Source organism: Mycobacterium sp. NPDC050551, from assembly GCF_040674075.1.
In the GTDB taxonomy this organism is placed as follows: domain Bacteria; phylum Actinomycetota; class Actinomycetes; order Mycobacteriales; family Mycobacteriaceae; genus Mycobacterium.
Window position 1 is genome coordinate 528,592 of record NZ_JBFARC010000003.1, and the last position, 24,647, is coordinate 553,238.

A 24,647-nucleotide genomic window follows, 5' to 3' on the forward strand; every position below is an offset into this window, starting at 1 on the left:
GCGGCGGCGGCAGAGCGGCGGATGAGGCCCGAACCATCAGTCACCCGACTGATGACGAGGGCGACGCGGGCACCGACACTCGATACCGGCTGGCCGGAATCGGGTGGTGCGCCGACCGGCACCACGGATGGGTGCAGGCGTCCATGACAACCGGGTGCCGACTGCGCGAGAGTCGACGGCAGCACCATCCGGTCAGCAGGCCGGCCCGGCCACCCATCGCAGAGGAGCCCACCGTGACGACGTCGATCGCCCGAAGCAGCCACACCACCTCCCTTCTCGACGGTGAGGTCGTGGAGGAGTCCGACCTCGGCTCGATGCGGCGAGTGACGGCCGACAACCTCCCGATCCTCGCGGGGCTGTCGATCAAGCGGGTGCTGCTCAACCCCGGCGCGATGCGGACCCCGCACTGGCACGCCAACGCCAACGAACTCACCTACTGCATCTCCGGCACCGCCCTGGTCTCCATCCTCGACAGCGGCAGCAGGTTCTCGACGTTCCTCGTCACGGCCGGCCAGATGTTCCACGCCGAGTCCGGCTCCCTGCACCACATCGAGAACGTCGGCGACGACGTCGCGGAGTTCATCATCGCCTTCCGCCACGAACGGCCCGAGGACTTCGGGTTCGGCGCCACGCTCGGCGCCTTCAGCGACGCGGTGCTCGGCAACACCTACGACCTGCCCGCCGCCGACTTCGCCACGATGCGGCGCAGCAGGACCGACCGCAAGCTCGCCGCCCGCGTCGGCGACGTCGTGATCCCCGCCGCGGCACGCTTCAACGACCCGCACAAGTTCGACATCGAAGCCCAGGCGCCGGGGCTGAACTACGCCAGCGGCAACGCCCGGTTCGCCCGCGACCAGTTCTGGCCCGCGCTCAAGGACATCTCGATGTACTCGCTGCGCGTGACCGAGGACGGCATGCGCGAACCGCACTGGCACCCCGTCACCGCGGAGATGGGATACGTGCACCACGGCGAGGCCCGGATGACCATCATGAATCCCGATGGAGCGCTGGACACCTGGAACCTCACGACCGGCGACATGTACTTCATCCCGCGCGCGTACCCCCACCACATCGAGAACATCGGCCACGACGACTGGCACTTCCTGATCTTCTTCGACCAGCCCTTCCCCGCCGACATCGGCTACCGCGCCTCGGCGAGTGCGTACTCGCGCGAGGTGCTCGCCGCGGCGTTCGACACCCACATCGACGACCTCCCCCGGTTTCCCTTCACGCCGGCCGATCCGCTGATCGTCACCCGCTCCAACCCCCTCGACTGACCCCGCGTCGACATGCCCAATGCGTTCCGAGCACTCGTCGTCGGGGGTTCCCTCGGTGGACTCGCCGCGGCGCACGAACTGGCGTCCGTGGGAGCCGACGTCGCGGTGTACGAGCGGTCCGTCGACCGCACCCAGCCCCGGGGCGCAGGCATCGTGATGCAACCCGAGGTGGAATCGCTGTTGCGACGGCTGGGCCGCACGGTGCCCTCGGTGAGCGTGGAACTGTCGGAGCGCCAACAACTCCACCGCCGCGGCGACGCCGCGCGGTACCGGGCGCCGCAGTGGATGTCCGCCTGGGACACGCTGCACGACGCGCTGCGCGAGCCGCTGGAGTCCGTGTGCGTACGCCTCGACAGCACGCTGGAGGCGCTGCGCCTCGACGACGGGAAGGTGACGGCCACCTTCGCGGACGGCTACGAGGCGGGCGGTGACCTGGTGGTCGGCGCCGACGGGATCGGTTCGGCCACAAGGCGACTGCTCACCGACCGTGACGACCTGCTTTACGCCGGGTACATCGCGCTGCGCGGGCTCGAAGAGGAGTCGGCGCTGCCCGACGAGCTCCGCTGCCTGCTGGCCGAACGGTTCACCTCGTTCGCCGTTCCCGGGCTGCAGATGCTGTGCTACCTCGTCCCGGGCGCCCACGGCGAGACCGTGCCGGGCGAGCGACGGGTGAACTGGGTCTGGTACGTCAACACCGCCGAGTCACGGCTGCCGGCCTTGCTCACGGGGCGTTCGGGGCGGCGGTTCGACCAGTTCCTGCCACCCGGTGAACTCAGCCCGGAGTCCGAGCGGGCGGTGCTGGCGCTCGCCGACGGCGCGCTTCCCGAACCGTTCGCCGCGCTGGTGCGGCTCTCGGCGGTGTTCCTGCAACCGGTGTTCGACCTCAGGCCGTCCCGCATGGTCGCCGACCACGTCGTGCTCGTCGGCGATGCGGTGGGAACCGTTCGGCCGCACACCGCTTCTGGAACGTCGAAGGCGTTCGGTGACGCCGCAGGCCTCGCCCGCGCGCTCGCAGGCTGGGACGCGAGTCAGCCCCTTCCCCTGCCCGCCCTGCAGAGATGGGAGGCGGGCAGGCTCGCCCACCTGCAAGCGGTGGCCGCCGCCGGGGTGCGACTGGCGGCGAGTTCGTCGCTGGGGGCCGGCATCGCGCCATTGCTGTGACCGGCGCGCGTCAGAACCAGTCCGGCGACATCTCCAGCGTGGTGCGGTCCAGGCTCTCGAGCAGATCGAGTTGCGGTGCGATGCGCGGCAACTCGTAGCGGAAGAAGTACCGCGCGGCCTGCCGCTTGCCGTCGTAGAACCCGCCGCACTCGCTGTGTGCGGCGATGAACTGCTCCAGCCACATCCAGGCGATCACGAGGTGCCCGAACGCCTCCAGGTAGACCACGCTGTTGGCCATCGCCGCCTCGACGTCACCGGAGGCGAACATGCCGGTGGTGACCTCGACCAGGCGCTGCCACATCCCGTGCAGCGCGGCGGCGAGTTCGGCCGCCTCGCCGCGGATGCTGTCGGCGGCCGCTACCGTCCCGGCGATGGCCTCGCCGAGCGCCGCCAGACTGGCGCCGCCGCGCTGGGTCACCTTGCGGCCCAACAGGTCCAGGCTCTGGATGCCGTGCGTGCCCTCGTGGATGGGATTGAGCCGGTTGTCCCGGTAGTGCTGCTCGACGTCGTACTCGCGGGTGTAGCCGTAGCCGCCGTGCACCTGGATCGCCAGGCTGTTGGCCTCCAGGCACCACTGCGACGGCCAGCTCTTGGCGACCGGCGTGAGGATGTCGAGGAGCAGGGCGGCGGTGTCGCGCTCGCCGTCGGACTCCGTGCTGTGCGACACGTCGACCAGCCGGGCGCAGTACAGCGCCAGCGCCAGGGCGCCCTCGGCATAGGCCTTCTGCGCCAACAGCATTCGCTTGACGTCGGCGTGCTCGATGATCGGCACCTGCGGCGTCGACGGATCCTTGGCGGTCACCGGACGGCCCTGCGGACGCTCCCTGGCGTACTGCACCGACTTGAGGTAGCCGGTGTAGCCGAGGGCGACCGCGCCCATGCCGACGCCCAGGCGCGCCTCGTTCATCATCCGGAACATGTAGGTGATCCCGCGGTGCGGCTCACCCACCAGGTAGCCGACCGCACCGTCCGCGCCGCCCGGGCGGTGGGTGCCGTCGCCGAAGTTCAGCACGGTGTTGGTGATGCCGCGCTGGCCCATCTTGTGGTTGAGCCCTGCCAGCACGACGTCGTTGCGCTCGCCGATCGCGCCGTCGTCGGCGACGAGGAACTTCGGCACGATGAACAGCGAGATGCCCTTGGTGCCGGGCGGTCCGCCGGGGATCTTGGCCAGCACCAGGTTGACGATGTTGTCGGTCATCTCGTGCTCGGCGCCCGAGATCCACATCTTCGAGCCGAACAGCCGGTAGCTGCCGTCGGCCTGCGGCTCCGCCCGCATCGTGATGTCGGCCAGCGACGATCCGGCCTGCGTCTCCGACAGTGCCATGGTGCCCGAGAAGCGGCCCGCCAGCATGGGTTTGACGTACGTCTCGATCTGTTGGGCGGTGCCGAACTCGGCGAGCAGGTTCGCGTTGGCGACCGTGAGCATCAGGTAGCCGGAGGTGGCCAGGTTGGCCGCGGAGATCCACGCGAACGCGGCCTGCGCGACGGTCGCGGGCAGCTGCGCGCCGCCGACCTCGGCGTCCATGCCCATCGCGAGCAGGTCCGCCGCGGCGAACGCGTCCCACGCCTGCTTGACCTCCGGGATGAGGGTTACCCGCTGCCCGTCGAACGTCGGCTCGTTGGCGTCGCTCTTCTTGTTGTGCGGGGCGAAGTAGCGTTCGGCGAGCTGCTCGCACAGGTCGAGGACGCCGTCGAAGGTCTCCCTCGAGTGTTCGGCGAACCGGTCGCGCTTGGTCAGCTCCTCGACCCGCAGCCACTCGTAGAGCAGGAAGTCGAGGTCGCGCCGCGACAGCAGGACGGACTTCATCGGATGGTGCTCACCCCGCCGTCGACGGGGATCACGGTCCCGGTGATGTACGCGCTGGCCCGGCTCGCCAGGAACACCGCGATGCCCGCCATGTCCTCGGGTGCCCCGATGCGGCCCAGCGGCAGCGCCCGGCCGACGGCGTCGGCGCCGGGGGCCAGCAGCACCTTGGTCATCCGCGACTCGAACAGCCCGGGTGCGATCGCGTTGACCAGGATCCGCGGCGCCAGCTCGGTGGCCAGGTGCTTGGTCAGCATGTGCACGGCGGCCTTGCTGGCCGCGTAGGAGAAGTTGTCGCGGCCCTTCTCCGGGGTGAAGTACCCGTCGACGCTGCCGGTGTTGACCACCCGGGCCGGATCGTCGTCCGTCGAGCCCGCGGTGAGCAGCGGCACCAGCGCGCGGGTCAGCAGGAACACGCCCTTGACGTTGACGTCGAAGACCCGGTCGAAGCCCGACTCGGGGAACTCGTCGAACGGCGCGCCCCAGTTCGAGCCGGCATTGTTGAACAGCGCGTGCACCGCGTCCTCGCGGTCGGTCAGCGCCGCGGTCAGCGTCTGCACGCCTTCGGCGGTGCCGAGGTCGGCGGGTACCGCCTCGACCGGGCCGAGCGAGGAGAGTTCCGCAGTGGCCGAGGCGAGTTCGGCCTCCTTGCGGCTGGACAGGTACACCTTCGCGCCGGCCTGCAGCAGGCCCCGCGCCATCATCACCCCGATACCGCGGCCGCCGCCGGTGACGACGGCGACCTTGCCGTCGAGGCGGAACATGTCGGTCATGCGCCGCGGCCGGTGGTGACGTCCAGGCCGAGCGGCGATTCGGCGCGGATGGTCTCGTCGCGGATCAGGCCGCGCAGCAGTGCGGTGCTGAACTCCTCGGCGATCTCCTGCGCGGTGCGGCGGCCCTGCGGCCGGAGCCAGCGGTAGGCGCCGAGCGTCATGCCGATGTAGCCGAGCGCCAGCACGTGGGAGTCGCAGTCGTAGAACTCGCCGCTGGCGATCCCGCGGTCGATGACGTCGCGGACGTGTTCGTAGACCTGGGTCTCCTTCTCCCGGATGTAGGCCACCTGGTCCTCGGTGAACCACTCGGTGATGTAGGGCCCCTCCTGGAAGTACACCGCCGCGCGCTCCAGGTCGCCCGCGATGCCGACCAGCAGGCGGCGGGTGAAGTGGTAGATGGTTTCGCGCGCCGACGCCGACGGGTCGTCGTGCAGTGCGTCGACGGTGAAGTCCGCGGCGCCCTTGTAGATGTCGTAGAGGATCAGCGACTTGCTGGCGTAGTAGTGGTACACCGTCGCCTTGTTCAGGCCGACCGCGTCGGCGACGTCGTCCATCCGGGTGCCGTGGTACCCGCGCGCCGCGAACAGCTTGGTGGCCACTGCCAGCAGTTCCTGGCGCCGGGACATCCCGTTCGGCGAGGCTGCTGGGGACGTATCGGACATGGTGACTCGCTATCGAACGTGCCCGCTGGGGCGTCAACTAACCGGTAGGTCGATCAGTCTAGGCAATGCGGGTCCGAACCCCTGCCGGTGACGGGTCCGGCGGGGCTAGACTTTCCTCAACGCCGCGTCAACTGGGAGGTACCGATGGATCCGAATCCGGACTACGACGCGAGCGACGAGATCGAGTACTTCTTCCAGTGGTTCCCCTGGGGCCTGCGCGGGGTCTACCCACCGCCGTCCTACCCGCCGGTCTAGACACTCACGGCTTCCGTTCAACTGCACGCCCGCAGCGCTCCGCGCTGCGGTGACAGCGCTTTGTGTTAGCTTCTCTAAGTAATGAGCCGACACACCGCACGCGACGACAACGACAGCTGGGATCTCGCCTCGAGCGTGGGCGCGACCGCGACCATGGTCGCCACCTCGAGGGCATTCGCCACCCGCAGCGCCGGGGCGCTGATCGACGATCCGTATGCCGAACCGCTGGTGCGCGCCGTCGGCCTGGAGTTCTTCGTCCACCTGCTCGACGGCAAGGTGCCCGACGCCCAGCCCCGCTACGACGCCGAACGATCCGGCGAGCACATGGCGGTGCGGACGCGGTTCTACGACGACTTCTTCCTCAACGCGGTCCGCGGCGGCATCCGTCAGGTGGTGATCCTGGCGTCCGGACTCGACACCCGCGCCTACCGACTGTCGTGGCCGTCGGACACCGTGGTCTACGAGGTCGACTTGCCCGGCGTGCTGGAGTTCAAGTCGACGACGCTGCGGGCACTCGACGCCGCCCCCGCCGCGAAGCACCGGAGCGTGCCGGTGGACCTGCGTGACGACTGGCCGGCGGCGTTGCGTGCCGCGGGGTTCGACCCGGCGGCGCCGACGGCGTGGAGCGCCGAGGGCCTGCTGGTGTACCTGCCCTCGGCCGCCCAGGACCGGCTCTTCGACGACCTCACCGCCCTCAGCGCGCCGCGCAGCCAGTTGGCCTGTGAGTACGTGCCCGACATGTCGGTGTTCGGCCACGAGTCGCTGCGCGAGATGTTCGAGCAGTCGGCGGTGAACGTCCGCGACCTCGTGTACCAGGACGACCGCAGCCAGGTGCCCGACTACCTGCGCGGGCTGGACTGGTGCAGCACCCTGCGCACCGCCGCACAGCTCTATACCGCCAATGGCCTGGACTACCCGGACAGCGACGAGTTCGCGATGTTCTCCGACGTCACCTACCTGCGCGCTGAACTGGACTAGCCCGGCTCGCCGATCCTGATCCGGTCGCCCGGGTCGGGACAGGCCTGCGACAGCGCCATCAGGTTCGCGGTGAACTCCGCGCCGTTGCGGCTGAAGTCCGCGGCGAAGTCGGCCGTCCGCTGCCGAGACACCAGCGCGGCCGTCCGGTCGGCCAGACCGGCCACGTCATGTGCCCGCCGGGCCAGACCCTCGTCGCCAATCATGTTCGCCGCAGCGGTGATTCGCGCGATCCGGTCGTCATACTCGGCCGACGGGGTGTCCTTCTCGCCGTTGACGTCCTTCGCGACGGCGTCATGGAACCGCCCGGCCTCGTCGACCACCGCCCGGGCGGCGTCGCAGTCCGGCGAACCCCCGCCCGCCAGGACCACCCCGAGCCCGATCCCGACGGCAGCGACCACGACGACCACCCCGCCCGCGAACCACCATCTGCGCCGCGTCATCCCTCGATTGTCGCCCGCGCGGGACGACCACGATGGCACCGATCAGGCCGCGGCGGCCTTGACCGCCCGCCCCACCTCGGCGCGCAGGTCGGTGTACTCCGGGGACCGGCGCAGCTCGTCGGCGTCGACGCCGACGCGGGGCAGGTCCACCCGCAGGTCGAGAGCGACCTGACCGGGCCGCCGCGTCAGCACCACGATGCGCGACCCGAGGAACGCGGCTTCGTCGGCACTGTGCGTGACGAACACCGTGGTGCGGCCGGACTCCGCGCTGACCTGCCGGACGTCCTCCTGCAGCCGTTCCCGGGTCAGCGCGTCGAGCGCCGCGAACGGCTCGTCGAGCAGAAACAGCGGCGTCTCGGCGGCCAGCGCCCTGGCGATCGCGACACGCTGCTGCTGACCGCCGCTGATCTCCCAGATCTTGCGGTCCGCGGTGCCCTCGAGGCCGACGCGCTCCAGCAGCTGGTCGCGCCGCTCGGCCCGTCGGTCCCGCGGCACCTTCGCGTACTTCAGCGCCAGGTCCACGTTCCCGCCGACCGTGCGCCACGGGAACAGCCGCGGCTGCTGGAACACCACACCCGCCGTCACACCCGGGGTGGGCACGGTTCCTGCGACCTGCACCGAACCCTCACTGGGCGATTCGAAGCCGGCGAGCAGCCGCAGCAGGGTGCTCTTGCCGCACCCCGACGCGCCGACCAGGACCAGGAACGAGCCGGGGTCGACGGTCAGGTCGACCGGTCCGACGGCCGTGACCTCGGCGCCTGCGCGTCCGTAGCGGTGCGAGACGCCCCGCAGGCGGATGCCGTCGTCGAGCGCGGTGCGGACCGCGCCGTCACTGGGTGAGGGCACCGGGCAGACCCGTGGTGTACAGCGCGTCCTCGAAGGTCTTCAGCGGCGCGGCGGCCTCGATCTGCTTCTGCTCGAACAGGAACTGCGAGGCGCTCTGCAGGTTGGCGGCGAGATTGCCGGGGCTGCCTTCGGTGCCGAGCCACTCCGGCGAGGCGATCTCGGCGGGTGTCAGGAAGCCGACCTGCTTCAGCTGGCCTTCGACGTCACCCGGCGTCAGGCCGCTCTCGGCGGCGATCGCCTTGGCCGCGGCCGCGGGATCGTCCTTGATCAGGTCGACGGCGCGGGCCTGCTGCTGCCGCCAGGTGTCGACCACGTCGGGGTGGGCCTCGGCGAACTCGTCGGCCACCACCGCCAGGTCGAGGGTCGGCTTGCCGCTGTCGGCGAGCTGCTTGCTGGTGATGAGGTCCTTGCCATTGCGGCGCAGCTGGTCCAGCGTCGGCAGCCAGGAGTAGCCGGCGTCGATGTCACCCCGGTCGAACGCGGCGAGGATGGCTTGCGGCTGCAGATCGACGAGTTGGACGTCGGCCGGTGAGAGGCCGTTCTGGTCGAGTGCGGCCAGCAGGCTGTAGTGCGCCGTCGACGCGAACGGCGTGCCGACCCGCTTGCCCTTCAGATCGGCGACGGTGTTGACGCCGCTGCCGTTGCGGGCCACCAGCGCCTCGTTCTCGCCTGCGACGTCGAGGATGAACGCCACCCGGTACGGGATGTTCAGCGGCGCCGACAGGCCACGCGCGACGGGGCTGGACCCCAGCGCCCCGAAGTCGACCTCCTTGGCCACGAACGCGGTGTTGACGTCGGCGCCCGAGTCGAACTTCGTCCACTTGACGTTGTACTCGGGCAGCGCGTCCTCGAGCCAGCGGTTGTTCTTCACGATCAGATCGCCGCTCGGGAAGCTCTGGTAGGCGATGCGGATCGTCGGCTTCTCGGCGTCCCCGCCCGAGCGGTCCACCGAGCACCCGGACAACCCCAGTGCGGTGACCGCCAGCGCCGCGACAGCGGCTCCGAATGCCCTGCGCCTCATATTTTTCCTCTCCAGGGGACCGCGCGCCGTTCGATGGCGCGCAACAGACCGTCGATGACAAGGCCCGAGATGCCGATGGCGAAGATGCCGACCAGCACGACCGGGGTGTTGTTGTAGTTGCTCGCGTCCTTGACCAGGCCGCCGACGCCGGGCAGCCCGTTGAACAGTTCGGCCGCCACCACCGACGAGTACGCCATCCCGACGGCGAGGCGCACGCCGGTGAACGTCTCGGGCAGCGCCGACGGGATGACGACGTCACGGATGACATCGCGGCGGGACGCGCCCAGCGCCCGTGCGGCCTCGATCAGGCCGACCGGCGCGGCCATCACCGCCGCCGTGGTGGCGACCGCCGCGGGCGGCAGCGCGGCCAGCGCCAGCAGGGTGATCTTTGGCGCCTCGTCGATCCCCAGCCAGATCACCAGCAGGAAGAAGTAGGCCAGCGGCGGCAGCGCCCGCAGGAAGGTCAGCCACGGCTCGAGCACGCTGCGCACCCAGGAGATCGATCCCATCACCACGCCGAGCGCGACGCCCAGCGCGACGCCGACCACGACGCCGACGAGCACCCGCCGCAGCGTCATGTAGAGGTGTTCCCACAGCAGGTAGCCGGCGTAGCCGCGGACGCCGTCGTGGGTGGTCGACACGTCGAGCAGGGCCCGCCACACGGTGCTCGGGTAGGGCACGAAGGTCTGGTTCCAGACGCCGCTGACCGCGACGAGTTGCCAGACACCGAAGAACACGGCCACCGAGAGCAGCGGCAACGCCGCACGCGTCAGGCGGCCGCGCCACCGGCCCGCGGGCGGGGCGGCCACCGGCGCGTCGGCCTGCTGCGCGTCGGGCTCGATATCGGTGAACACTGACACCCGGACACTGTGGCGGTTGGCTCAGCTCAGGCGAATAGCTGCGCTCAGCGCGATTCGAATTCCGGCACGCTCAGGGTGATCTCGTCCCCGCGGCGGACGATGAGCTCCATCCGCTCGAACGCGTCCAGCCAGCCCGGCATCGGCCAGCGGTTCCAGCGGCTGCGGAAGACGCGGGCGTTGTCGACGATCTCAGCGAGATGTTCCACCGGCGGGTCGGACACCGGGTGGTGCTGGTGGTAGGCGTGCGCACCGCCCACCCACACCAGGGGGATGCCATGGCGGCGGGCGACGGCCGCGAAGTCGGTGTCCTCCCCGCCGTAGCCGACGTACTCCTCGCAGAAGCCGCCGATGCGACCCCAGGTGTCCGCCGATACCGCGAACGACAACGACCAGAACAGATCGTGGTCCGGCGCGCGGACGAGCGCTCCGACGGGCGGCGAGGGCCTGGCCGGGTGCGGCCGCGTCAGCTCGTCGAGGGTGTCGAGGGGGTAGCCGTTCGGTCCCGCCGGCGGCAGATAGGTGACGGGACCGCTCAGCAGGGCGGCGGCGCCGAGGGTGCGGTGCGCCTCGACGTAGCGGCCGACGAGCGAGGGGCCGGGAATGCAGTCCACGTCGAGGAAGATCAGCAGCTCGGCGCCGCGCGACAGCGCCCGCTCGGCGCCCGCGTTGCGCGCAGCTGCCAGCGGCAGGCCGGCACCTGGGACCGGACAGTCGACGACCTCCGCCCGGTCTCCGGCGATGGCGGCGATCGCCGGATCCGCCATCGCCACCACGCACCGCACGTCGGGTCGGGCGTCCGACCGGGCCAGGCCGGCGTTCTGCGCGCGCAGGTGATGGTGCCTGCCGTGGACGACCGTCACGACGGCGGTCTTCGGCCCGGTCATGCGGCGACGGCCGCCGCGGCGCGCGCGGCCGCACCTTCCACCCGCAGCCGATTCCACTGCCGCGGGTCCTGGTGGCGCGCGCGTTCCACCAGCGCCGCCCACTGGTCGGCGGAAGGCCAGCGTGGCACCGACACCGCGATGCCCGCCTCCGCGAGAGCGGCCGCGGTGGCGTGCTGTTCCCCGAACGGCCGTTGCTCGGGGATCACGACGGCGCACGCCTTGGCCATGGCCACATCGGCGATCGCGTTCTGGCCGGCGTGGGTGACCACCACCTCGGCGGCCGAGAGCAGAGGCCACAGGTCGTCGACCCAGTCGGCGCCGCCGCCCGCCGCCACCCAGCGCAGACCCGGTGCGGCGCGCGTGAGTTCCGCCGCCGCATCGCGCGGCGCCTCCGATCCCCCCGCGCCCGCGAGCACAAGCCCGGTCGTCGCCGTCGACTGCGGCCCGGGTCGCAGCGGCATCCCGTCGAACCGGCTGATCGAGCCGACGTAGTGGGTCCGCTCGTCATACCGACGCAGCCAGGCGGGCCGGTAGACGTCGGCGGACCAAGGCGCCACGATCCGGTCGGCGACGTCGTAGGCCAGCCGGTGCGCCCGGTCGTTGCGGTCCCCGGGCATCGCCATCACCGTCACCGGCACGCCGGCCAGCCGGACCAGCATCGTCACCTCCACCGAGACGTCGACGACCATGCGGCGCGGCCGCAGTTCCGCGATCGCATCGAGGAGCATCGCCGACCGTTCGGCGAGCCCGCCCACCCCCACGGGCGCCCAGTGCAGCCGGCCGTTCGCGGTGGCGTCCACGGCGGCCTGGCCGGTGGGCGGCACGTCGGAGGGCAGCTGTACCCAGTCGTCGCCCGGCCGGATCGCCGCCGGCCTCGGTGCCGACGAGAAGAACACCACGTCGTCGGTCAGGTGCCGGCTGATGGCCAGCGCGCGGGTGAGGTGCCCCCGCCCGTGATGATGGACGTAGTAGCCGATCACGCCGACAGACTCTCGGGTTCCTCGTCGAGCAGTCCGGAGTAGCAGTCGAGGTACCGGCGCACCATCACCGCCTGGGAACAGTGCGCTTCGGCGCGGGCGCGCACCCGTGACCGCGGCAGTTCGGCGGCGTCCACGATCGCATCGGCGAGGGCGTCGCGGTCATCTGGCGGTGCGAGCCGGCCGCTGGTCGCGTCCAGGATCTCGGGGATGCCGCCGCGCGCGAACGCGGCGACCGGCGTGCCGCACGCCAGCGCCTCGGCGGTGACCAGTCCGTACGGCTCCTCCCAGCGCGGCGTCACCAGCGCGACGGCGGCACCCCCGACCAGGTCGTTGAGATCTTCGCGGCACAGGTGTCCCTCGTAGCTCACCGAACCGCCGAGCCGGGGCCGGACATGCTCGGCGAAATAGTCCGGGGGGCCCATCGGCCCGGCGATGCGCAGCGGGATGCCGGCCCGGCGCGACGCGGCGATCGCGTCGGGCAGGCCCTTCTCCGGCACCAGGCGCCCGCTCCACACCGCGTAGTCGCCACCGGGTCCGGGTCGCCAGTCGTCGAGGTTGATGCCGTTGGGTATCACCGGGACCGGACCGGTCACCGGCTTCCACTGGCGGGCGGTGAACGCGCTGACCGCGACGAACTCGCTCGCCACCCCGCCGGGGAGCACCACCGCCTGCTCCAGCCACTTCAGCGGAGGGGTGTGCAGCGTCGTCAGCATCGGTGTCGCGATGGTCCGCGCCATCGCCAGGGGTAGATAGTGCAGGCTGTGGTTGTGCACGATGTCGAACGAATTCCGCAGCGTGTCAGCCAGATCCAGCATCACCGACAGATAGGCGTGGGTTTCGTGCACCACCCACTCCGGCACCGACGGATCGTCGCGCGACGCCTCGCTCATCTCGAAGGTGTGCACCGGCAGCACATCCCACGGCAGGTCGACGGCAGAACCGGGCGCGGCGAACATCGTCACGTGGTGGCCCGCGGCGGTGAGTGCGCGGGCCAACTCGTAGACGAAGGCCTCGAGTCCGCCCGCGAACGGCTGCCGGACGGGATAGCGGGACGACGCGAGCAGCGCGATCCGAAGCGGACGGATCATGCCGCGGCCGCTTCGGAGAGCAGCCGTCGGTAGATGCCGGTCGTCTGCCTGCGGATGCGGGTTCGTTGGTTCAGCCGTTCCCGTCTGCGGCCGGCATCCTCGATCGGGCGCGGCGGGCGGATGCCGTCGACGGCGTCGTTCACGGCGGACCGCAGGCTCACCGGGTCCGGTACGCCCGCCTCGCAGCGGTAGGTCGGGAAGTCGTGCTGCTCGTGGAAGTAGCCGCAGTCGGGGACGACCGCACGCACACCGGCGTCGAAGCAGGCCTCGAGCCAGCCCGAGTGGGTGCCGAACCGATAGGGCAGCACCAGGACGTCCACCTCGTGCAGGTAGTGCACCAGCTCGGCGTCGGTGAAGCGCGGATGCACCCGCACGTCGACACCTCGGGTGCGCAGCTCGTCGAGCCGGGCGGCCGACAGTTCGTCAGACCTGGACGACGACGTCGCGTCGTCGTCGACGTCGAGGCGCAGCCGCGAGTCCGGCAGCTCCGCCGCCAGCAGCCCGTCGATCACCGGAAGGGGATCGATGTTGGCGCGCAACGATTTGGCGTGCACCGCCACCACGGGTTCGGGGTGAGGTGTGCGCGGCGCGCCGATGGCCTCGACCGGCAGCACGTGCGGGTGCGGGAGCACCGTGGCGACCCGTCCCCATCGCGCGAGGATGGCGTCGGCCGCTCCCGGGGTGAGGGTGATCACCTCCGCCGCGGCGGGAACGAGGACGTCGAGCCGAGCCAGGTGATCGGTGCTGTCGACGAAGTGCGGGTTGTGCAGATCGTGCACCGTCAGCACCAGCGGGACACGGTGCGCACGCAGCAGGCGCACGACGTCCCGCAGCACCTCGGGCGCCGTGGAGTCGAAACCGAAATGCACGTGCACGAGGTCGATTCGATCAATTTGACCGATCAGATAATTCGGCTCGAGCATGCGTGGCGGCCACCACTGTCCTGGCAACGTCGCACCCGGTGGCACCGGATCACGCAGCAGCGCAACATCTTCGGAGTCAGTGATCGCGCAGACATAGGGATGCCCAGCAGGAACTGAGGCCACGGTGATCAAGTTGCTCAACCTTCTTCGGACAGCGACGGGCAACACCTCGCCGCCGCTGCGACGATGTGTAGACGGTGATCTATACCCAACCTGGAGCCATCTACCCTCGCGGAGTGAGCGAAGACACCGGGCGGGCCGCGCACTACGGCGAGTTCTACGGACGGTCCGATCCGGGGGCGGACGAACCGCTGTGGTTGATCATGGGGAACTGTCAGGCCGAGGCGCTGCGTCTGGTGCTCGACGCGGTGCCCAGCCGGCCGTACCGGACCGTGCGGACACCCCCGGTGCACGAACTGGAGCACTCCGATCTGCCTCACGTGGACGCGCTGCTCGCGCGGACGTCAGTGCTGTTGAGCCAGCCGATCCGGCCCGACTACCGCGACCTGCCGATCGGCACCGGCCAGCTCGCCGCCCGTCTCCCGCGGTCGGCGGCCGTGGTGCGGTGGCCGGTGATCCGGTACGCCGGTCTGTACCCGTTCCAGGTCATCGTGCGGCACCCCGCCGACCGGTCCGTCGTCCCTCCTGCGGTGCCGTACCACGACCTGCGCACGATCGTGGCCGCGCGTGACGGACGGTCTCCGGAGGCACCGTGGGATGTCGAGGTGTCCGCAGCGCAGCTCGTCGCGGCCGCCGAGGCAAGCCTCGCCGAGCTCGGCCGCCGGGAACAACGGGACACCGATGTCGGCGTCTCCGACGTGCTGATGCGCTGCGGCGCCGACGCCGCCCACACCATCAACCATCCGGGCAACTCCGTGCTCGTCGAGCTGGGCAGGCGCATCCTCGCATCGCAGGGCGTGGCGGCGAGGGTGCCCGCACCGCCGCGGACCCTGCTGCGCTCGGTCTACGCCCCGCTCGAGCCGCGGGTGCTCGAGGCGCTGCGGATCGACGCGACGCCGCGCGCCTGCTGGACCACTGAGCACGGTCCGCTGTCACCACAGGACGTGCATGCCACTCAGATGCATTGGTATGCGCAGAATCCCGATTACGTCGGACTCGCCCTGCAACGGCATGCGGCCACCGCTGAGCTGCTGGGCCTGACCGGACACCGGGTCCGACGTTGAGACCGGCCGTCACCCATCTCGTCGTCGGGCCCCGTCGGCACGGCGTCGTGCGCTTCGGTGTCGATCTCACCCAAGCGTTGCGCGACAACGGATTCGATCTGCACGCGGTGTGTACCGCGGGGATCGCGGACGTCCCGCACGCGTGGACCGGTGGCGCGCACCTCCAGTTCACCGACCGACTGTTCGGTGGCACTCCGGAGGAGGCCGCCGACGCGGTCGCCGTCGTCGCAGGCGCGGTGCGCTCAGGCGGTGGCCGCGTCACGGCGACCCTGCACGACCTGCCGCAGCCGTCCGACGGGACGAACCACCGGCGGCGGCTGGCGGCATACCGGAGCGTGGCCGCCGCCGCGGACGGGATCGTCGTCAGCAGCGAACACGAGCGGTCGCTGCTGCTCGAATCCGGCGCCCCGGCGGACCGTGTCGGCGTGGTGCCGTTGCCGATCGACGTCTCCTTCGCGCCCATACCGGCGGCCGCGGTGCCGCCGACGGTCGGCATCTTCGGCTTCGTCTACCCCGGCAAAGGCCACGCGGAAGTGATCGATGCCCTGACCGGCTCGGATCCGGGCATCGAGGTGCTGGCGATCGGAGCGCCGTCGGCGGGACACGACGACCTGGTCGAGAAACTGCGTGCGCGCAGTGCACGTCGTGGCCGCCGGTTCACCCTGACCGGTCACCTCCCCGACGACACGGTGACCGACGCCCTGCGCCGCGTCACGGTGCCGGTGGCACCGCACCGGCACATCTCGGCGTCGGGGTCGCTGAACTCATGGCTCGCCGCGGGCCGTCGGCCGCTCGCGCCGTCGAACCGGTACACCCGTGAGATCGACGTCCGCAATCCCGGCGTGCTGTCGCTGTACCCGGACACCGTCGAAGGGCTGCGCGAGTCGCTGGCGCGGGCGCTCGCCGAGCCCGGGCACACCTGGCTGACCGCCGGGACGGTGTGCACACCGACGAGGGACGAGGCCGCCGCCCGCTACGCCGAACTGCTCGCGCGGTGGCATCGATGACCACACCCGACGCGGCCATACCGCTGACCGATGGACGCGTCACCGTTCCCGCCAACCGGTGGGATCTGGTGACCGGTCCTCCCCGCGACCTGCCCACCGTGGCCGTGGTGATCCCGTTCTACAACCAGCAGAGCGAACTCGAACGCCTGCTCGCGGCGCTGGAGCTGCAGACCCACCCCGGTCGTCTCGTCCACGTCGTCGTCGCCGACGACGGCTCAGCCCGTCCTCCGGTGATCCCGCCGACTGGGCTGAGCGTGACCACCGTCCGGCAGGACGACCTCGGGTTCCGCGCCGCGGCAGCCCGCAACCTCGGCGCCGCCGCGACCGACGCGGAGGTGCTGTGCTTCCTCGACGCCGACACCGTTCCCGAGCCGTCCTACCTGAGCGAGATCACCCGGCTTCCGGCACGAGTGCCCGACGCGCTGGTGGTGGGCCGGCGTCGACACGCAGTGCTCGACGACATCGGCCCCGAGCGGCTGCCGGACTGGTGGGCCGGTGCCGTCGCGCCGCCGGTGCTGCGTGAACCGGCCTGGCTTGCCGACGCGTACCGGGCCAGCGGTGACCTCCTGGACATCGACCACCGCTCCTACCGCTACCTCATCAGCTCGGTGATGTGTTGCAGCGCCACCCTGTTCGAGGACACGGGCGGCTTCGACGAGTCATTCGGCCGGTACGGCGGCGAGGACTGGGAGTTCGCTCACCGCGCGATGGCCAACGGCGCCGTCCTGCACCACGCCCGCGACGCCGTCGCCTGGCACGACGGCCCGGACTGGGCCGACCGTCCCGTCGCCGACCGCCGGGCGGTGAAGAACGCCGAGGCGCTCACCCTGGCGCGGCTCATCACCGATCCGGACGCCCGCAGGCCGGGACTGCGCTACGCCCTGCCCGACATCGCCGTGCAGGTCGACGCCACCGGGCACAGCGCGGCGTCGCTCGTCCGCACCCTCGCCTGCTTCCTGCACGAGGACGTCGGCATCTGGGTCGACGGCCCACGTGCCGCCCCGCTGCTCCGCGAGATCGGCGTCGAAGAGCAGCGCGTGCACACCGGTCCGGTCCCCGAGGGCGTGCGGCGACGCTGCCGCTTCGCGCTCACCGTCACGGGACGGGCGGTGCTGCCACGGGATGCCGTGACGGCCGTCATCGGCGAGTGCGCGCGACCCGGTGTCGGCGCCGTCGCATCGCGGACCGAGGGCGCGTCGGTGGTCTGCCGCGCCTCGTGGGCGGCCAATCGGGTGCGCCGGTGGAGCTCCGGCGGCGTCCGGTTCGCCGACCCGGCCGACGCCGACCGCGTGAGCAGGACGGTGACCCTTGCGCCTGCCGATCTGGACCTTCGCTGCGCAGAATCCGAGCCCGACCTGTCCTGGTGAACCCGGGCCCCCGTCCAGGTGGCGGGTAAGCGCACCGCTTACCGCCGCAGGGCCGCGCGCGGGCCCTGAGAGCAAATGGGAGACTCTTCGGATGATTATCGGAATACCGCGCGAGTCCCACGCGGGTGAGACGCGTGTCGCCGGCACGCCGCAGACCGTCGGAGCGCTCATCAAGCTCGGGTACTCCGTCGTCGTCGAGTCCGGTGCCGGTGACGCCTCGAGCTTCTCCGATGCCGCGTACGTCGACGCAGGCGCCCAGGTCGGCTCGTCCGAAGAAGCGCTGTCCGCCGACGTCGTCCTCAAGGTCAACGCGCCCGCCGACGACGAGATCGCGGCGCTGCGCGACGGTGCCACGCTGGTCAGCCTCATCTCGCCGGCGCTGAACCCTGAACTGGTCGAGAAGATGTCCGCCCGCCCGATCACCGTGCTGGCGATGGACGCCGTCCCGCGCATCTCCCGGGCGCAGTCACTGGACGTGCTGTCGTCGATGGCCAACATCGCCGGATACCGGGCCGTCGTCGAGGCGGCGCACAGCTTCGGCAGGTTCTTCACCGGGCAGGTCACCGCGGCGGGCAAGGTGCCGCCGGCCAAGGTGCTGGTGGTCGGCGCGGGCGTGGCCGGGCTGGCCGCCATCGGCGCCGCGGGCAGCATGGGCGCGATCGTGCGGGCCACCGACCCGCGGCCCGAGGTCGCCGACCAGGTCAAGTCGCTCGGCGGGGAGTACCTCTACGTCGACCCGGAAGCAGCCGAGATCTCGGCGACCGGCTACGCCAAGGAGATGGGCGACGACTACAAGGCCCGCGAGGCGGCGCTGTACGCCGAGCAGACCAAGGACGTCGACATCATCATCACCACCGCGCTCATCCCGGGCCGGCCGGCGCCGCGGATCATCACCGCGGAGATGGTCGCCTCGATGAACCCTGGCAGCGTGATCGTCGACATGGCCGCGGCCAACGGCGGCAACGTCGAGGGCACGGTCAAGGACCAGGCGGTCGTCACCGACAACGGCGTGACGATCATCGGCTACACCGACCTCGCCGGGCGGCTGCCCGCGACGGCCTCCCAGCTCTACGGCACCAACCTGGTGAACCTGCTCAAGCTGCTCACCCCGGAGAAGGACGGCCAGCTCACCCTCGACTTCGACGACGTGGTGCAGCGGTCGGTGACCGTCGTGCGCGACGGCGAGGTGACCTGGCCGCCGCCACCGGTGCAGGTGTCCGCCGCACCGGCCGCCGCCGCCAAGACCGCCCCGGTGGAGGCGCCCAAGGCCAAGGAACCGATGTCGACGGGACGCCGGCTGGGCATCGCCTTCGCGGCGGCCGCGGTGCTGTTCGCCCTCATCGCCTTCTCCCCTGCTGCGCTGCAGGTGCACCTGACGGTGTTCGCGCTGGCGATCGTGATCGGCTACTACGTGATCGGCAACGTGCACCACGCGCTGCACACTCCGCTGATGTCGGTGACCAACGCGATCTCGGGCATCATCGTGGTCGGCGCGCTGCTGCAGATCGGCCACGGGGACGTCGCCGTCACCGCCCTGGCCACCGCCGCGATCCTGCTGGCCAGCATCAACGTCTTCGGCGGGTTCGCGGTGACCCGCCGCATGCTCGCGATGTTCTCGAGGAGCTAAGGACATGTTCCACTTGATAAACATAGAAACCGCCGCCACCGCGGCCTACGTCGTCGCCGCGCTGCTGTTCATCCTGGCGCTGGCCGGGCTGTCCAGGCACGAGACGTCGCGCGCAGGCAACAGCTTCGGCATCGCAGGCATGGCGCTGGCGCTGATCGCGACCGTCGCGCTCGCGCTGGCCCGCCACATCGAACCGGTCGGCCTGGCGCTGCTGGCCGGTGCCGTGGTCATCGGCGCCGCGATCGGCCTGTGGCGCGCCAAGGTCGTCGAGATGACCGGCATGCCCGAGTTGATCGCGCTGCTGCACTCGTTCGTCGGCCTGGCCGCCGTGCTGGTCGGCTGGAACGGCTACCTGCACGTCGAGGGCGACGCGGGGGGCTCCGAAGCCGTGCAGTTGGCGGGCGAGGGAATGCTCGGGATCCACTCCGCCGAGGTCGTCATCGGCGTCTTCATCGGCGCGGTGACGTTCACCGGTTCGATCGTGGCCAACCTGAAGCTGTCGGCCCGGATCAAGTCCGCCCCGATGATGTTGCCCGGCAAGAACTTCCTCAACGTCGGGGCGATTGTGGTGTTCGCCGCGCTCACCGTCTGGTTCGTGATCGACCCGCAGCTGTGGCTGCTGGTCGTCGTCACGGTGCTGGCGTTGCTGCTGGGCTGGCATCTGGTCGCCTCGATCGGCGGCGGTGACATGCCGGTGGTGGTGTCGATGCTGAACAGCTACTCGGGCTGGGCCGCTGCGGCGTCGGGCTTCCTGCTCGGCAACGACCTGCTGATCATCACCGGCGCGCTGGTCGGGTCCTCCGGTGCCTACCTGTCCTACATCATGTGCAAGGCGATGAACCGGTCGTTCATCTCGGTCATCGCCGGCGGCTTCGGCATCGAGGCGGGCCCGGCCGAGGACAAGGACTACGGCGAGCACCGCGAGATCAACGCCGAGGGCGCCGCCGAGCTGCTCAGCACCGCGTCGTCGGTGATCATCACGCCCGGCTACGGCATGGCTGTCGCGCAGGCCCAGTATGGGGTGGCCGACCTGACCCGCAAGCTGCGGGAGCGCGGCGTCGACGTGCGCTTCGGCATCCACCCCGTCGCGGGCCGCCTGCCCGGCCACATGAACGTGCTGTTGGCCGAGGCGAAGGTGCCCTACGACATCGTGCTGGAGATGGACGAGATCAACGACGACTTCGACGGCACCTCCGTCGTGCTCGTCATCGGCGCGAACGACACCGTCAACCCGGCAGCGTCAGAGGACCCCAGCAGCCCGATCGCCGGCATGCCGGTGCTGACGGTGTGGAACGCCGACCACGTCATCGTCTTCAAGCGCTCGATGGCGTCGGGCTACGCCGGCGTGCAGAACCCGCTGTTCTTCCGGGAGAACACCCAGATGCTGTTCGGCGACGCGAAGGACCGGGTGGACGCGATCAACGCGGCGCTGTCGGTCAGCGAGCACGTGTAACCGACGTCGTTGGCGTCGTTTTTGCGCCCAGGGTTGCGCACTCCGCGGAATCACGACCCTGCGCGCAAATTCGAGAGCAGGCGGGCAGCGCTAGTCGACCGCTCAGCGCGGATCACTAGGATGTTCGACCATGCCCGTTGACCGCCTGCTGCCCTCCGACGAGGCGCGCGATCTCATCGCGCTGACGCGTGACATCGCCGACAAGGTGCTCGAACCGATCGTCGACGAGCACGAGAAGGCGGAGACGTATCCCGACGGGGTGTTCGAGCAGTTGGGCGCCGCCGGGCTGCTGAGCCTGCCGCAACCCGAGGAGTGGGGCGGCGGCGGCCAGCCCTACGAGGTGTATCTGCAGGTGCTCGAGGAGATCGCGGCGCGGTGGGCGGCCGTCGCCGTCGCGGTCAGCGTGCACAGCCTGTCGTCGCATCCGCTGCTGGCGTACGGCACCGACGAGCAGAAGCAGCGCTGGCTGCCCGGCATGCTGTCCGGTGAGCAGATCGGCGCGTACAGCCTGTCGGAGCCGCAGGCCGGATCCGACGCGGCGGCGTTGCGCTGCGCGGCCGTGCGGGACGACGACGGCTACGTCATCACCGGGGAGAAGTCCTGGATCACCCACGGTGGGCGGGCGGATTTCTACACGTTGTTCGCCCGCACCGGCGAGGAGGGTCGCGCCGGCGGGCAGGAGCGTAGCGACCGGGGAGGTCGTGGAAGCATCAGCAGCTTCCTGATCCCCGGTGATCTGCCGGGGCTGAGTTTCGGTGTGCCCGAGGAGAAGATGGGGCTGCACGCGGTGCCCACCACGTCGGCGTACTACGACCACGCCCGCGTCGACCCCGACCGCCGGATCGGCGCCGAGGGCCAGGGCCTGCAGATCGCGTTCTCCGCCCTGGACTCCGGCCGGCTCGGCATCGCCGCGGTGGCGGTCGGGATCGCGCAGGCCGCACTCGACGCCGCCACCGAGTACGCCAACGAGCGAACCACATTCGGCCGCAAGATCATCGACCACCAGGGGCTTGGGTTTCTGCTGGCCGACATGGCCGCCGCCGTGGTCAGCGCCCGGACCACGTATCTCGACGCGGCGCGCAGGCGCGATCTCGACCTGCCGTATTCGATGCAGGCCAGCATCGCCAAGCTGGTGGCCACCGACGCGGCGATGAAGGTCACCACCGACGCCGTGCAGGTGCTCGGCGGGGTGGGCTACACCCGTGACTACCGGGTGGAGCGGTTCATGCGGGAGGCCAAGATCACCCAGATCTTCGAGGGCACCAACCAGATTCAGCGGCTCGTGATCTCCCGGGCGCTCACGGCGCGCTGACCGGCTGCGCTAGGCCTGAGCCGTGGCTGCGACGACGAACAACGTGATCGAGGCGAAGAACGGTTCCGCGTCGAGGTGCTGCAGCCAGCTGCGCGCTTGCTCCTCGCTCAGGTAGCCGGCGGCCACAGCGCCTTCGGTGACCGAACGGATGGTGAGGACGTTCTCGGCCTCGGCGGCGTCGGTGAACACCACGGTGGCCGGGATGATCGCGTCGACCGTCAACCCGGCGTGCCGGAGCAGCCGGGGCAGTGCCCGGCCGATGGTGGCGTTGGGCGCGGTGCGCTCGACGTTGTAGCGGGTGTACGCACCGCTGATGGCGGCGTCCGGATGGTCGATGACCAGGGTGGCCCAGTCGGGTTCGACGCAGACGATCCGCCCCGCCGGGCGCAACAGCCGGGCGGCTTCACCGATCACGGTGGCCGGCGACGACACGTGCTGCAGCATCCGGTCGATGTGCACCCGGTCCACCGAACCGGTCTCGACGGGCAGCCGGTGTGCGTCGGCGATCTCGGTCGACACGTTGGGCAGGTCGGCGGTGTCGGCCCGGGCGTGCCGGATCAGTTCGACGTCGTGATCGACACCGATCACCCGGCCGGCCGGGCCGACCGCCTCGGCGTAGGACCTCAGATCAGCGCCAGGCCCGCACCCCACGTCGACGACCACGTGCCCCCTGCCGAGGTCGAGTTGAGCGTTTCCGATCGCCTTGAACCTGCCCGCGTCGGAATGCGCGAGCCGCAGCAGGTAGTCGCGCGAACGCGCCGCTTCGAGCGGTGTCCGTGACATCGGTCGAGCGTAGTGGCCCGGCTCGGGCGCCGGCCGTTTCGCGCCGATCGGTGCCTACTTGTCGGCGCCTACTTGTCGGCGCCTACTTGTCGACGGCCATCTTCACGGCCATCCCACCCAGCACCGTCCCCGCCACGTACCGCTGCACCCGCAGCCAGACCGGTCGCGCGGTGAGAAAGCCGGAGATGGTGGCCGCGGCGAGCACGATCGCCCCGTTGACGGTGACCGCGATCGCAATCTGGACCAGGCCGAGCAGCAATGCCTGCAACCAGATCGACCCGCGCGCCGGATCGATGAACTGCGGGATGAGCGCCATGTACATCAGCGCGATCTTCGGGTTCAGCAGATTGGTGACCAGGCCCATGCCGAACAGCCGCAGCGGCCGGTGCGCCTCTTGGTCGGCACCGCCGAACGGCGACTTCCCGCCGGGCCGCAGCATGGTCCACGCCAGGTAGCCCAGGTAGAGCGCACCGGCGATCTTGACGGCGGTGAACAGCGCGGGCACCGCCACGAAGATCGCCGTCAGGCCGAGGGTGGCCGCCGACAGGTACACCGCGAAACCCGTCGCGACGCCGGCCAGTGACACCAACCCGGCGGCACGGCCCTGGCTGACGCTGCGGGAGGCGAGATAGATCATGTTCGGACCCGGCGTCAGCACCATGAGAAGGGCGACGAGCGCGACACCGGCGACGGCGGAGAAGTCGATCACCCCCGTGATCCTCGTCGTCGACCGCTCCCGGCCGCCACCGATTTACCGGTGCTCACGAGCCCCCGGGGTCGGGTTCGGGCGGTGAGGTGACGGTGATCCGGGTGCCCTCGCCGTCTGTCGACGCGACGTGCAGGTGCCCGCCCATCGCGTCGATGCGCACCATCAGCGACGCCAGGCCGATGTGCCCCTGCGCGACCCGTTCATCGACGATCGCGGGGTCGAATCCGGTGCCGTCGTCGACGACGGTGAGCACCACGCGGTCGCCGTCGCGACGGAGCGACACCGTCACCTCCGTGGCGCCCGCATGCTTGCCGATGTTGGTGAGCAGTTCGCGCGCCGCCCGGTACAGCAGCGCCTGCGAGGCGGGAGCCCCGACATCCTCCAGGTCGGCCTCGAGCAGGAACTCGCTGCGGGAGCCGTGCTGGCGCAACAACTCCCGTACCGCCTCGGTGAGTCCGAGTTGCGCCAGCACCTGCGGGTGCAGTTCGGTCACCGTCGAGCGCATCCCCGCCGCGGTGTCCTGCAGCGCGGCGTACACCGCATCGAGGCGCGCGTCGGGATGACCCTCGCGGATCTCGTCGAGCTGCATCCGGGCGGCGAGCAATGTCTGCAGCGGACCGTCGTGCAGATGCTCGGCCAGTTCCCGATTCTGGCGTTCCTCCGCGCGGGTCGACTCGTAGACCAGGCGGCGGCGCACCTCCTGCAGGGCCCGTACCCGCGCCGCCCGGCGGGCCAGCACGAAGCACAGCGCGGTGGTGGCGACGGCCAGCCACACCAGGAATCCGAACTGCAGATACACCATGTCCGGCAGGCCGACGCGGTCGTCGCGCTTGGAGTAGACGACCCACACCGCGAGATAGCCGACGGCAGTGCTCAATCCGAGCGCCGCCGTCAACACCGGGCGGTCCTGGAACGCCACCGACAGCGGCAGCAGGAAGAAGACCGGCAGCAGGGCCGCGGTCGCGCCGCCCGACACCAGGCACAGCATCACCACCACCGCCACGTCGACCGCGGTGGGCACCCACGTCGACCATCGCGGCAACGGACGTCGGTGGGTCGCCACCAGCCAGGCGATCGCGGCCACGGCGTAGCCGCCGAGAATCGCGGCGTAGAGCGCAGGCAGCCAGTGGTCCACCTCCCACTCCATGACCAGCACGAGCATCAGGGCGATCAGGGGCAGCCGTAGCACCGCGGCCACCCGCACGGGTTCGGTGGCGTACCGCTCGACCAGCTGCCGCGTGCCGAAAGACATG

General features: G+C 70.7%; 24 protein-coding genes. 10 read left to right on the plus strand and 14 right to left on the minus strand.

The genetic code is table 11. From position 1 onward, the window contains the following. Positions 1-233: 233 nt before the first annotated feature. A complete protein-coding gene (locus AB0K11_RS14955) occupies positions 234-1,277 on the plus strand; it encodes a cupin domain-containing protein (RefSeq protein ID WP_364977716.1) in 1,044 nt (347 codons plus the stop codon). 12 nt (positions 1,278-1,289) lie between these two features. Beyond that, entirely contained in the window at positions 1,290-2,438 is a 1,149-nt protein-coding gene (locus AB0K11_RS14960; protein ID WP_364977718.1) for an FAD-dependent monooxygenase, read from the plus strand. Between the two features lie 10 nt (positions 2,439-2,448). On the opposite strand, the gene AB0K11_RS14965 is transcribed toward AB0K11_RS14960, so the two are convergent. The 3 genes from AB0K11_RS14965 to AB0K11_RS14975 are packed head-to-tail and all read right to left on the minus strand — an operon-like array spanning position 2,449 to position 5,677. Next, on the minus strand, positions 2,449-4,245 hold the full coding sequence (locus AB0K11_RS14965) for an acyl-CoA dehydrogenase (RefSeq protein WP_364977720.1): 1,797 nt from the start codon (positions 4,243-4,245) through the stop codon (positions 2,449-2,451). Then, positions 4,242-5,015: an SDR family oxidoreductase gene (locus tag AB0K11_RS14970; protein ID WP_364977722.1), complete on the minus strand. Its 774-nt coding sequence runs from the start codon at positions 5,013-5,015 to the stop codon at positions 4,242-4,244. Before AB0K11_RS14970 ends, AB0K11_RS14965 begins: the two co-directional genes overlap by 4 nt. Then, a complete protein-coding gene (locus AB0K11_RS14975) occupies positions 5,012-5,677 on the minus strand; it encodes a TetR/AcrR family transcriptional regulator (RefSeq protein ID WP_364977724.1) in 666 nt (221 codons plus the stop codon). The genes AB0K11_RS14970 and AB0K11_RS14975 overlap by 4 nt, the downstream gene beginning before the upstream one ends. 144 nt (positions 5,678-5,821) lie before the next feature. Here AB0K11_RS14975 and AB0K11_RS14980 point away from each other — a divergent pair, with 144 nt between their 5' ends. Next, positions 5,822-5,932 carry a hypothetical protein gene (locus tag AB0K11_RS14980; RefSeq protein ID WP_264014633.1) on the plus strand — a complete coding sequence of 37 codons (111 nt, stop codon included), beginning with the start codon at positions 5,822-5,824 and terminating at the stop codon, positions 5,930-5,932. 81 nt (positions 5,933-6,013) lie between these two features. Beyond that, positions 6,014-6,910, plus strand: a complete 897-nt coding sequence (locus tag AB0K11_RS14985; RefSeq protein ID WP_364977726.1) for a class I SAM-dependent methyltransferase — start codon at positions 6,014-6,016, stop codon at positions 6,908-6,910. On the opposite strand, the gene AB0K11_RS14990 is transcribed toward AB0K11_RS14985, so the two are convergent. The 8 genes from AB0K11_RS14990 to AB0K11_RS15025 all read right to left on the minus strand — a co-directional run bounded on the left by AB0K11_RS14990 (position 6,907) and on the right by AB0K11_RS15025 (position 13,904). Beyond that, positions 6,907-7,350, minus strand: coding sequence for a hypothetical protein (locus tag AB0K11_RS14990; protein WP_364977728.1), 444 nt, complete (start codon positions 7,348-7,350; stop codon positions 6,907-6,909). The genes AB0K11_RS14985 and AB0K11_RS14990 overlap by 4 nt on opposite strands. A 42-nt stretch (positions 7,351-7,392) precedes the next feature. Further along, positions 7,393-8,196 (minus strand): ABC transporter ATP-binding protein, encoded by an 804-nt coding sequence (locus tag AB0K11_RS14995; protein ID WP_364977730.1) that lies wholly within the window; start codon positions 8,194-8,196, stop codon positions 7,393-7,395. Further along, positions 8,180-9,217, minus strand: a complete 1,038-nt coding sequence (locus AB0K11_RS15000) for an ABC transporter substrate-binding protein (RefSeq protein ID WP_364977732.1) — start codon at positions 9,215-9,217, stop codon at positions 8,180-8,182. Before AB0K11_RS15000 ends, AB0K11_RS14995 begins: the two co-directional genes overlap by 17 nt. Further along, complete coding sequence (locus AB0K11_RS15005) at positions 9,214-10,059, minus strand: ABC transporter permease (protein ID WP_364978486.1); 846 nt, start codon at positions 10,057-10,059, stop codon at positions 9,214-9,216. The genes AB0K11_RS15000 and AB0K11_RS15005 overlap by 4 nt, the downstream gene beginning before the upstream one ends. A 62-nt stretch (positions 10,060-10,121) precedes the next feature. Then, positions 10,122-10,961, minus strand: a complete 840-nt coding sequence (locus AB0K11_RS15010) for a galactosyltransferase-related protein (RefSeq protein WP_364977734.1) — start codon at positions 10,959-10,961, stop codon at positions 10,122-10,124. Further along, on the minus strand, positions 10,958-11,941 hold the full coding sequence (locus AB0K11_RS15015) for a glycosyltransferase (protein WP_364977736.1): 984 nt from the start codon (positions 11,939-11,941) through the stop codon (positions 10,958-10,960). Before AB0K11_RS15015 ends, AB0K11_RS15010 begins: the two co-directional genes overlap by 4 nt. Then, on the minus strand, positions 11,938-13,029 hold the full coding sequence (locus AB0K11_RS15020; protein WP_364977738.1) for a glycosyltransferase family 4 protein: 1,092 nt from the start codon (positions 13,027-13,029) through the stop codon (positions 11,938-11,940). The genes AB0K11_RS15015 and AB0K11_RS15020 overlap by 4 nt, the downstream gene beginning before the upstream one ends. After that, entirely contained in the window at positions 13,026-13,904 is an 879-nt protein-coding gene (locus AB0K11_RS15025; RefSeq protein ID WP_364977740.1) for a hypothetical protein, read from the minus strand. Before AB0K11_RS15025 ends, AB0K11_RS15020 begins: the two co-directional genes overlap by 4 nt. Positions 13,905-14,188: 284 nt before the next feature. Between AB0K11_RS15025 and AB0K11_RS15030 the strand changes: the two genes are divergently transcribed. From AB0K11_RS15030 to AB0K11_RS15055, 6 genes are all read left to right on the plus strand, one after another. Next, on the plus strand, positions 14,189-15,136 hold the full coding sequence (locus AB0K11_RS15030; RefSeq protein ID WP_364977742.1) for a WcbI family polysaccharide biosynthesis putative acetyltransferase: 948 nt from the start codon (positions 14,189-14,191) through the stop codon (positions 15,134-15,136). Then, positions 15,133-16,143: a glycosyltransferase gene (locus tag AB0K11_RS15035; RefSeq protein ID WP_364977744.1), complete on the plus strand. Its 1,011-nt coding sequence runs from the start codon at positions 15,133-15,135 to the stop codon at positions 16,141-16,143. Before AB0K11_RS15030 ends, AB0K11_RS15035 begins: the two co-directional genes overlap by 4 nt. Next, complete coding sequence (locus tag AB0K11_RS15040; protein ID WP_364977746.1) at positions 16,140-17,510, plus strand: glycosyltransferase; 1,371 nt, start codon at positions 16,140-16,142, stop codon at positions 17,508-17,510. Before AB0K11_RS15035 ends, AB0K11_RS15040 begins: the two co-directional genes overlap by 4 nt. 91 nt (positions 17,511-17,601) lie before the next feature. Further along, positions 17,602-19,137 (plus strand): Re/Si-specific NAD(P)(+) transhydrogenase subunit alpha, encoded by a 1,536-nt coding sequence (locus AB0K11_RS15045; protein WP_364977748.1) that lies wholly within the window; start codon positions 17,602-17,604, stop codon positions 19,135-19,137. A gap of 13 nt (positions 19,138-19,150) precedes the next feature. Further along, a complete protein-coding gene (pntB, locus tag AB0K11_RS15050) occupies positions 19,151-20,590 on the plus strand; it encodes a Re/Si-specific NAD(P)(+) transhydrogenase subunit beta (protein ID WP_364978489.1) in 1,440 nt (479 codons plus the stop codon). Positions 20,591-20,720: 130 nt separating this feature from the next. After that, a complete protein-coding gene (locus tag AB0K11_RS15055) occupies positions 20,721-21,902 on the plus strand; it encodes an acyl-CoA dehydrogenase family protein (protein WP_364977750.1) in 1,182 nt (393 codons plus the stop codon). 9 nt (positions 21,903-21,911) lie between these two features. Here the strand turns inward: AB0K11_RS15055 and AB0K11_RS15060 are convergent, their stop codons facing one another. The 3 genes from AB0K11_RS15060 to AB0K11_RS15070 all read right to left on the minus strand — a co-directional run bounded on the left by AB0K11_RS15060 (position 21,912) and on the right by AB0K11_RS15070 (position 24,646). Continuing rightward, positions 21,912-22,685, minus strand: a complete 774-nt coding sequence (locus tag AB0K11_RS15060; RefSeq protein WP_364977752.1) for a methyltransferase domain-containing protein — start codon at positions 22,683-22,685, stop codon at positions 21,912-21,914. A gap of 82 nt (positions 22,686-22,767) precedes the next feature. Then, positions 22,768-23,394, minus strand: a complete 627-nt coding sequence (locus tag AB0K11_RS15065) for a LysE family translocator (protein WP_364977754.1) — start codon at positions 23,392-23,394, stop codon at positions 22,768-22,770. Positions 23,395-23,446: 52 nt separating this feature from the next. Beyond that, complete coding sequence (locus AB0K11_RS15070; RefSeq protein ID WP_364977756.1) at positions 23,447-24,646, minus strand: sensor histidine kinase; 1,200 nt, start codon at positions 24,644-24,646, stop codon at positions 23,447-23,449. Position 24,647: the final 1 nt, after the last annotated feature.

Bases quoted from the DNA above. Each gene is read 5' to 3' on its own strand.
- AB0K11_RS15055 (WP_364977750.1), top strand. From the start codon at position 20,721: ATGCCCGTTGACCGCCTGCTGCCCTCCGACGAGGCGCGCGATCTCATC.
- AB0K11_RS15060 (WP_364977752.1), bottom strand. From the start codon at position 22,685: ATGTCACGGACACCGCTCGAAGCGGCGCGTTCGCGCGACTACCTGCTG.
- AB0K11_RS15000 (WP_364977732.1), bottom strand. From the start codon at position 9,217: ATGAGGCGCAGGGCATTCGGAGCCGCTGTCGCGGCGCTGGCGGTCACC.
- AB0K11_RS14975 (WP_364977724.1), bottom strand. From the start codon at position 5,677: ATGTCCGATACGTCCCCAGCAGCCTCGCCGAACGGGATGTCCCGGCGC.
- AB0K11_RS14970 (WP_364977722.1), bottom strand. From the start codon at position 5,015: ATGACCGACATGTTCCGCCTCGACGGCAAGGTCGCCGTCGTCACCGGC.
- AB0K11_RS14990 (WP_364977728.1), bottom strand. From the start codon at position 7,350: ATGACGCGGCGCAGATGGTGGTTCGCGGGCGGGGTGGTCGTCGTGGTC.
- AB0K11_RS15020 (WP_364977738.1), bottom strand. From the start codon at position 13,029: ATGATCCGTCCGCTTCGGATCGCGCTGCTCGCGTCGTCCCGCTATCCC.
- AB0K11_RS14985 (WP_364977726.1), top strand. From the start codon at position 6,014: ATGAGCCGACACACCGCACGCGACGACAACGACAGCTGGGATCTCGCC.
- AB0K11_RS15070 (WP_364977756.1), bottom strand. From the start codon at position 24,646: ATGTCTTTCGGCACGCGGCAGCTGGTCGAGCGGTACGCCACCGAACCC.
- AB0K11_RS14960 (WP_364977718.1), top strand. From the start codon at position 1,290: ATGCCCAATGCGTTCCGAGCACTCGTCGTCGGGGGTTCCCTCGGTGGA.
- AB0K11_RS14965 (WP_364977720.1), bottom strand. From the start codon at position 4,245: ATGAAGTCCGTCCTGCTGTCGCGGCGCGACCTCGACTTCCTGCTCTAC.
- AB0K11_RS14980 (WP_264014633.1), top strand. From the start codon at position 5,822: ATGGATCCGAATCCGGACTACGACGCGAGCGACGAGATCGAGTACTTC.
- AB0K11_RS15040 (WP_364977746.1), top strand. From the start codon at position 16,140: ATGACCACACCCGACGCGGCCATACCGCTGACCGATGGACGCGTCACC.
- AB0K11_RS15010 (WP_364977734.1), bottom strand. From the start codon at position 10,961: ATGACCGGGCCGAAGACCGCCGTCGTGACGGTCGTCCACGGCAGGCAC.
- AB0K11_RS15045 (WP_364977748.1), top strand. From the start codon at position 17,602: ATGATTATCGGAATACCGCGCGAGTCCCACGCGGGTGAGACGCGTGTC.